This window comes from Moritella dasanensis ArB 0140 (assembly GCF_000276805.1).
Taxonomy (GTDB): domain Bacteria; phylum Pseudomonadota; class Gammaproteobacteria; order Enterobacterales; family Moritellaceae; genus Moritella; species Moritella dasanensis.
This window is the reverse complement of record NZ_AKXQ01000014.1, coordinates 128272-136878: the sequence shown is the minus strand read 5'-3', so window position 1 is coordinate 136878 and position 8607 is coordinate 128272. Positions and strand designations below refer to the sequence as shown.

Sequence of the window (8607 nt, the reverse complement as noted above, 5' to 3'; positions counted from 1 at the left end):
CATTAACACTGTAACTGTCGGCTACCGCCACGGGGGCTGCATTGGCGGAAATACCGTCACTGACAATGCCGGCCTGATTAATAGCAGGATCATCAGCTCCACTGGAGCTATTCGCTCCCAACTGCCCGGTATTATTCCTTGCAGTCTGGCTGTCTATTACTGAAGCAGCACCTGTAGTAGCCGTACCATTCATTTTCCAATATGCTATCAAACCAGTTGTATCAGCCGATATTTCGCTTGGACTACCATTACCATAAAGACTCGTTACCATTGCTTGATCTAAGGCAACATTATAAATTTGAAAGTCATCAATGGTTCCTTTTACATATTTATTAAACGATTGAGAACGACCAATATCGAATGTCCCACCCAAATTTAAATGTGCTAATGTATAACCAAAGGCTCCTCCAGAAGTAGTGTAAGTAGTGCCATCAATATAGAGAGTCCATACACTGGAATTAAAGACAACGACAAAATGATACCAAATACCGGTATTTACGATAGGAGTAGCGTCAGATATTAAAACGTTGGCACCAAGATTTTGCCCCATCAAGAATTTCCCGGTACCAGCACCAATAGAACCATCCCCGTCATAACAAAAATAGAGGGCGCCGATACTATTAGAATAAAAACACTGGGATTCCAGCGAGTCTAATTTTACCCAAAAAGATACTGTTGCGCCGGACTCCCCTTGTAGCTCAGCATGAATATTTGACATTGAGGCATAATCATCACCACCAAAAGAATAACCACTAGTTGTCGCCGCCCATGTTGGCGATGTCAACAGCATAAATAAAAGTGCCAATAGATATTTTTTCATCATAAAATTCCTTTTAAACAATAATAATCTAAGCTGTCGAAAACCTAAAAGCGCTTTATTAAATCAAACTTTCAATTTGTCATCTCTAAATATGTTTAATTTTTAAATCCGTTTCACTAACATCATAAACAAGCTCGTTTTAACAATCTATTACAGCCTATTACAGCCTATTACAGCCTATTACAGCCTCCTAAAAATCATGATCCAATTAAAATCACAATATTTAAGACATGGATCGTATATTAAATTCTACATTTACGTGCTTGCTCGCAGATTAATTATCAATAACTTAAAATCAAATCAAAGGTAATATAATTACTTCTATTACGATGAATTAATTTTAACTTTATTGACAAAAATAAATGAGGAATACTTATGGAATTTATGTTGGGCGGTATTATTCAATTCGGTGGGAATTTTGCGCCAAAAGACTGGGCTTTTTGTGATGGACAGCTCATCGCTATCAGCCAAAACCAAGCACTATTTGCCATTTTGGGCACTACTTGGGGCGGTGACGGTCGAACCTCATTTGCGCTACCCGATCTTAAGGGTCGAGTTTCGGTGGGCACAGGCAAAGGCCCAGACTTAGTAGAAAGACGTCTGGGCTCAAATTTCGGAGCAGAAAGCGTCACATTAACAGAAACTCAATTACCAGCTCACACTCACAACGCAACGTTTACACCTACAACGTCCACTGGAACGGCGATCACAGCAACTGTAACCGTGAATGCCAAAGTAGGGACTGGAGATCAAAATGATGCAGGCTCTGGCTATTGGGCAACAGCTAAGACTGGTCTTCCAAATGTAACGCAGGGTTTCAGTAGCACTACAGATACAACTATGGCCTCGGATGCTGTGTCTGTTGCTATCAGCGGTGGCGGTGGTGGTATCACAGGGGGTACAGTAACCAATGCTGTAACAGGCAAAGGCCGAGGATTTGCCATTTATCAGCCCAGTTTAGGCATGAGTTCAATCCTTGCCCTTCAGGGGACCTTTCCATCGAGAAATTAATCTACTAACCCTCATCAGAGGCTCTCCTGAGGCAAATTTCATTCAGGTGTGCTACCAAACAGTATGCCTGCATCCAATCCAAATCGTTCAGAAAAAGTAAGTCCGCTAAAGACTCCTTCTGTAATAGTTAATACATCTAAGCGTAAAGCGCCGTCTAGAGTAGCCACTATCAACCCTTCCGGTTCCCCTATATGTAGCACTGTACCAGCTGGTACTCCGTAATTTGGCTGTTGCACTGGCGTAGCTTGTAACAAACCTATAATAGATTGGTTCCAAACTAGCATAGCACCATTAAACAAAGGGTTGCCCGCTCTAGCTAGGGCTGAAATATCGTGGCTATTCATGCTTTGCCAATTGATCATTAAATCTTGCTGACTCGGCATAGGCGCTGCGATTAATGCTAAACCAATTTCACTCAGCTGTGGTTTTGCTACCAGCCTATTATCTTGTAACTTTACGATAAACTCTTGGACAAATTCTGCTGACTGTTCCGCCATCACTCGGCCTAAACTATTTAATGTATCTAAAGCGTGTAACGGCATAGCTTGTTGCAGCATAATATCGCCACTATCAAACGCCTCTTCGACCTTTATCATGCTTAAATAGCTTTGGCTTTCACGATTTCGGATCTGCCAGTATAGCGGCATAGCACCACGATATTGTGGTAAGGCTGAAGCATGCAGATTATAAAAGCCTTTGCTACAGGCATTAATAATACTGAGCGGGAGTTTATGGGAAAAAGTAAATATTAACCCCGTATTGGCACGCCAAGATTCAACTTGATGTGCCATTTGCTCTGGGTTTTCAGGCTGATAGTAAGTATTCGGAATATTTCCCTGATCAAGCTGCTGTTTCAATTGCATTGCATCCGCATCGTTACGAGCCGTTAGTACAACTCCAACTAGTTGCCCTGCTTGCAACAGCTTATTGATTGTAGGGATTACCACACTGCTCGATGCAAAAAGTACCAACCTTATTGCTTCATTTTCCATTTATGCTTCCTTTCCATTATTAAAATCCTGCAGCCTAATTGCGATGAACACATATTCTCTAATTATGAGTGAACGGTGAATAATACCTAAGCTGGTATCGTGGCTAAAAAACCAGGAAGTCCATTCAAACGGTAAAAGAATTTCAGCTTATCGCCACTTTTGACTAACAAATCTCCCGGTTTAGCATCATGCGGCACAAAGTTTACACACACATGCATATCCGGTAGTGGATGAGTAATACCAGAATCGTATTCATCAATATATTCATCGCCATAAACCTTGATCTGAGTGCAAATGACCAATAGTGGCTTGCTCATTCGTTCATCAAGCTCAGGTAACAATACTTCGCCACACTCTATCAGGCTGATATTCTCATCTAGCACTCGCTCGGGTAATGTGAGTAATGATGTTGAGGTTAAATTTAGTATCTCACCGAGTTGAACCCTTGCATTGATGGTCTGCTGTTGCATATCTGCTGCACAAACATGGCCATTTTCATCTTGCCACTGCTCAACAAATTCTTGTTGCCCAGCGGTTAATACAGCTCGCAGGCTTATTTCTTGAGGTAAAAAAATCCCGTTTCCCTCCATCAACGCCGCAAAATGTCGGGCGATAGGAAGGTGGCCCTCTCGACTAAATCCATGCTGCATAGCTTCCAATATCACCATATGAATGGGTGATATTGGTTGGTATTCGCAGGCATCCTGACAACATATATCATTGATATATCCTGCTATACCCATTTCGTGGATTATCACTTTTAAGCTATCGATAGCCCCTTGCTGCATATCAATCAGGGTAATACGAAGATCGTTTTCGTCATATAAACCCGTTTCTTTATAATACGTTATCAAGGGCAATAATAACGGTGCAAACGGACCACAAGCAGGGTAGACAAGATGTAAACATTCATCAGACTTAGTTTTTAATGTTGCAATCGCTTGGTGCGCGCCACGAATAAAAGCACAGACTCTTAAGGTATCTTTTTGTGTAGTGATACAATGGTCCGGCGACATCACTAAACCATGACGAGCAATAAACTGCCTTTTCCGTAATGCTGGATCTATATTTGCTTGTTGATAAATTTGATGAAGATTTTCAAATAATGTAGTTAAGTTCTGCTCTAGCGAAACCACATTTGGCTTTTCATTATCCAGTATCTCCTTCACCGTGTTTACAACGCATAGTGCCAATCCTTGATGGTTTTGTTCAGTTTCATTATTTTGAGTAACAGACAACTCAAACGGTTTTGTTGGATTCAATTGTTGCCGTAATAAATCATTTAATGCACCCGTAGATATTTCAGACTCAGAAAAATCAGTTGCAGTGCTAAAAACTGTGCTCCCAGCAAATTCATTATTCATTCTTAATCCTTTAATATTTAAGTTTTATGGTGGCATTTCTTGTTTGGTCGATACTAGAATTTGATCTAATAACACTTCAACTTTCTAAACTGCACATATGGGAATATGATAACGAATATAGGGAGACTAAGTCAGAGTGTTAATAATGGAAATAGAATCATAATAAAATACTAATTTCACAGTCCCCCGATTCAAACAATAACCTCTATCTAATTGAGTATATTAACGTTTATAATTTCCACAAGGAAAGCAATACTATTTTTATGGAAAACGAGATCCATTTATAAATATAACAATTACGCTAAATAGATTACTTTAACGCGGTCACGCCTTACAGCCCCAGCTTAATATGAACAACCTCTTCGCCATCGATTGCCGCTGGAACCGCGCAACACAGCAATACTTCATCATCGCGTAAATCAGCTGAAACGTCGGTTATATAACTGACTTTACCCGCCAGTAGTTTGGTTTTACAAGCGCCACATTGGCCACTGCGGCAACCGAACTCAGGGGTGAGTCCATGATTTTCAGCAAATTCCAGTAAGGTGCCCTCTTCTGCTGTCCAGGCTTGTTCGACCTGCGTTTGACTAAACTCAACCACCGCCGCACTCGCGCCCTCACTCACATTAGCCATCGCGGTAAACTCTACAGAACTCGCATCGTGTTGACGTGTTAATGAAGCTGGACCAAATTCTTCTGCTTTAATACGCTCGTTACTGATACCTAACTCACGTAGTAAATCATACATACTTTGCATAAATGCACTGGGACCACACAAGTAAAAGTCATAATCATCAATCGGTAATATCGCTTGCAACAAGTCTTTATTAATACGTCCTTGATGATGGTAATCTTGGCCCGGTTTTAGGTCTAATTCAGGCTGACTTAACGCCCAAAAAGTGCTAATACCACCTTGGGTTTGTTCACTTAATTGATTAAATTCATCATAAAACGCCCGTTGCTGTGCATTTTTAGCCGCAGAAATAACCGTAATGGGTCTTAAAGATCGCGTGCGAATCGCTTCAAACATTGCATGTCGCGCCATCGCAATCATGGGAGTAATACCAACGCCACCAGCAAGTAACACCACAGGTCTTATTTTCGTAGGTCTTACCTTCGTAGGAGTGGCTTTCGTCGGCATTAGCTCTTCAGCATCAAGCACAAAATTTCCCGCTGGCGCTTTTAACTGCACCGTATCTCCAAGCTTTATATTGTCATGCAGATAGTGAGAAACTAACCCCTGATGTGCACCGTCAGCTGACGTTTCCCGTTTAACACTAATGCGTAACAAGGGATCGGCTGGCGCACTGGAGAGTGTGTAAGTGCGAATGACATCTTTGCCATTGACTGTGTTTCTCAAGGTAGTTGGCAGCTTAATTGTTAAAAACTGTCCCGCGGTAAAATTAAACTTGGGTAATGCTTTTAAGCCACCCGAGGGCTGTAAATAAAAAGATTTAATCAGGCTACTTTCATCCACTATTTTGACCACTTGATAGTCGTGCCATTGCGCTTGGTGTGAGTCAATTTGGCGGTGTACTTCTTGCAGTTCTTTCTCCCGAGCAGCTTCAGCCCAGGTGCCGGTCATCAACGTGTTAGGCGAAAATTCGTTGAGCTTCCAGCGTAATGGCAAGCTGTAATTTAAGCGATAACCTTGCTCAAGATGAAACGTCCATAAACGTTCTGCACCCGTAAAATACTGACTATCTTCCGAATCCCACAATATTTCAACGCGGCCAGTCAGCGTGAGTATATGACCCTTTTCAAAATCGATGAAAAGCAATCCCGCTTTCGGGTTTTCAACAAAATTACCCAAGGTATTAAAATGATTGTTACCGAGATAATCCGGAATAGTGAGGCTTTTATTATTGTCCACACGAATAAAGCCGGGTTTGCCACCACGGTGTGACACATCAGCACCAATACTCGCCTTACTGCTTTCAGTATCGCCATCATTGTTAATATCATGATTGACAAAACTGGCAACAAAAAAAGTATCGCTATTGGCAATTAGTTGCTGAGCACTCAGATCTAACTCAGTCAGCGCTTCGACACTACTTTTTGGCATACTGTTAGGATCAATAAACTCATATTCGCGATTTTGAATGTATTGTGGGCAATTACCAAAAGATTGATCAATCGACAGCTGAATCTGTTTATCCGTTGACCCCGTTATATGCGCCGCTAAGCGATTACGGCGACGTGTTTCCAGCTCAATTCCCAGCAACCCAAGTTTGGTATTGCCGCCCATTGCTTTAAGTAACGGATCACCAATCACAGGTTGGGTATTAAGCTGCAAACTTTGATCATTCGGGCTTTGAATAAAACCCGGTTTATTAAATAAAATAGACGCCCATGGCCAACCATCTTTATCTCCATGTCCGACAAATATAAACGGCAGTTGCTGATAAAATTCACGATGCTGTTGCGGCATATGGTCGCGAATAACACGGCTACCAAAACGCTCCATCTGTTCTCTTACCCCTAACTTTTCCTGTATAGCTTGTTCACCACGGTGAAATGGAGAGGCTGTTAATGTCGAGGTCAGGTTCGGCTTAATATCCATGGTATACGTCCTATGCTATTTTCTAATAAATTGGTTACGTCATGAGCTTCAATAAATGTTTTGTCTCGCGTGCACTTACATAAGTGCTATCACATAAGTACAATTAGTCGATTAAACAGCAAGGCCGACTGCAGTGTTTTGCATCGATACAAACCCTTTTAATGCTTCAAAACTGGCTAACCAACGACGTACATGTGGGTAGTCAGCTAATGACACATCGCCTTCTGGGGCATGAGCAATATAAGCATAGTTTGCGACATCAGCAATCGTAGGCAGAGCCCCTACTAACCAGGTGCTATCAGCAAGGTGCACATTGAGTTCACCGAGTAATCCATGTGCAATATTCTTGGCATTTTGGTGGTCAAGACCCGCACCAAACACATTCACTAAACGGGCTGCAGCGGGGCCAAATGCAACTTTACCCGCAGCAACAGACAGAAAACGCTGAACTTGCGCTGCTTGAGCGAAATCTTCAGGTAACCAAGTACGATAACTATCGTATTTACTCGCCAAGTAAACCAGTATCGCGTTGGAGTCAGATAACGTGAACTCCCCATCTTCGATAACAGGCACTTGACCAAGGCTATTTTTCTGCAAGAAGTCAGGCTGTTTGTGCGCACCTTTCATTAGATCAACATCGATAATGTCACAGTCTAAACCTAATAGAGAAAGGAAAACCTCAACACGATGTGAATGGCCTGATAATGGGTGACGGTATAATTTAATTGCTGACATAAATAACTTCCTTAAATGATTGTTAACAGTGTTTAACTCAACAATAACGAACAATGCATATTGCGTTGCTGCGCTGTTGATGGAGTAAGTATCGACTAAGTTGAGTTATTGATAAACAGGTGTATCATTGAATTATTGTCAACACCACGTTGACAATGAAGACACTATTGATAATGAGGGTACGTAATACATGGATACACTAGACGGCATTAAAACAGTGATAGCGGTTGTTGAAACAGGTTCCTTTACGGCAGCAAGCGAGCGCTTGGCAATGTCCAAGGCGTTAGTCAGCAAATACATCGCCGAGGTTGAAGCGCAATTAGGGGTACGCTTGTTTAATCGTTCGACCCGCCGATTAGCATTAACAGAAGCTGGTCAACGTTATTACGATAGCGCCCTACCGTTGTTAGGTGAATTTTCAGAGTTGGTCGACAGTGTGACAGGTGAGCAAAGGTCGCCGCGGGGTAACTTACGCATAAGCACCTCAGTGACGTTTGGCGATACCATGTTATCACCGAAGTTACCTGCTTTTTTAGCGCGTTTCCCCGATATTAAAGTCGATCTACAACTTACCGACCGCATGATAGATATGCTCGAAGAAGCCGTTGATGTGGTCATTCGCATCGGCAGTGTCGATGACTCTAGCCTTATCGCCAGAAAAATAGCAGACTTTCCGTTAACCTTATGCGCGTCACCCCAGTATTTAGCCACGCATGATAATCCGCGAACCCCGCAGGATATTAACCAGCACAACTGCATTATTGATAGTAATTTTAGGATTGGTAAACAATGGCCTATCGTAGCACCCAGTGGTAAAACTGAAATCATTGCAGTGAAGTCTAACGTGGCCGTAAACAGTCCTCGCGCCGTCAAAGCGATGGCAATTTCTGGTGGCGGCATCGCTTTAATCCCGCATTTCATTATCAAAGATGCGCTTGAATCTGGCGCATTAGAGGAAGTCTTACCTGGCTATAGCACGCTGACATTTGGCATGTTTGCCATTTACCCTCATCGTCGCTATCAACCTAAGAAATCACGCTGTTTCATTGATTTTTTAATCGCTGAATTTGGCGGTTAAGCTAACATCAAATATCTTGCTTCCGGTACAAAACAGCAAACGCC

The 8607-nt window shown here is 42.2% G+C and carries 7 protein-coding genes; 2 read left to right on the top strand and 5 right to left on the bottom strand.

Annotated features, from left to right (window positions below):
- Positions 1 to 823, bottom strand: an 823-nt coding sequence (locus A923_RS0113395) for a LamG domain-containing protein (protein WP_157532849.1), incomplete at its 3' end; no start/stop codon positions are given.
- A 372-nt stretch (positions 824 to 1195) separates the two neighbouring features.
- Here A923_RS0113395 and A923_RS0113390 point away from each other — a divergent pair.
- Positions 1196 to 1831, top strand: coding sequence for a phage tail protein (locus A923_RS0113390; protein WP_017222183.1), 636 nt, complete (start codon positions 1196 to 1198; stop codon positions 1829 to 1831).
- Positions 1832 to 1869: 38 nt separating this feature from the next.
- Here A923_RS0113390 and A923_RS0113385 read toward each other — a convergent pair whose 3' ends face one another.
- From A923_RS0113385 to A923_RS0113370, 4 genes are all read right to left on the bottom strand, one after another.
- Positions 1870 to 2823, bottom strand: coding sequence for a methionyl-tRNA formyltransferase (locus A923_RS0113385; protein ID WP_017222182.1), 954 nt, complete (start codon positions 2821 to 2823; stop codon positions 1870 to 1872).
- 86 nt (positions 2824 to 2909) lie between these two features.
- Positions 2910 to 4187, bottom strand: coding sequence for an SAM-dependent methyltransferase (locus tag A923_RS0113380; protein WP_017222181.1), 1278 nt, complete (start codon positions 4185 to 4187; stop codon positions 2910 to 2912).
- Positions 4188 to 4518: 331 nt separating this feature from the next.
- A complete protein-coding gene (locus A923_RS0113375) occupies positions 4519 to 6750 on the bottom strand; it encodes a 2Fe-2S iron-sulfur cluster-binding protein (protein ID WP_017222180.1) in 2232 nt (743 codons plus the stop codon).
- A gap of 111 nt (positions 6751 to 6861) precedes the next feature.
- Positions 6862 to 7485, bottom strand: a complete 624-nt coding sequence (locus A923_RS0113370) for a glutathione S-transferase family protein (RefSeq protein ID WP_017222179.1) — start codon at positions 7483 to 7485, stop codon at positions 6862 to 6864.
- A gap of 190 nt (positions 7486 to 7675) precedes the next feature.
- On the opposite strand from A923_RS0113370, the gene A923_RS0113365 reads away from it, so the two are divergent.
- Positions 7676 to 8563 carry a LysR family transcriptional regulator gene (locus tag A923_RS0113365; protein WP_017222178.1) on the top strand — a complete coding sequence of 296 codons (888 nt, stop codon included), beginning with the start codon at positions 7676 to 7678 and terminating at the stop codon, positions 8561 to 8563.
- The last annotated feature ends 44 nt before the right edge of the window (positions 8564 to 8607 follow it).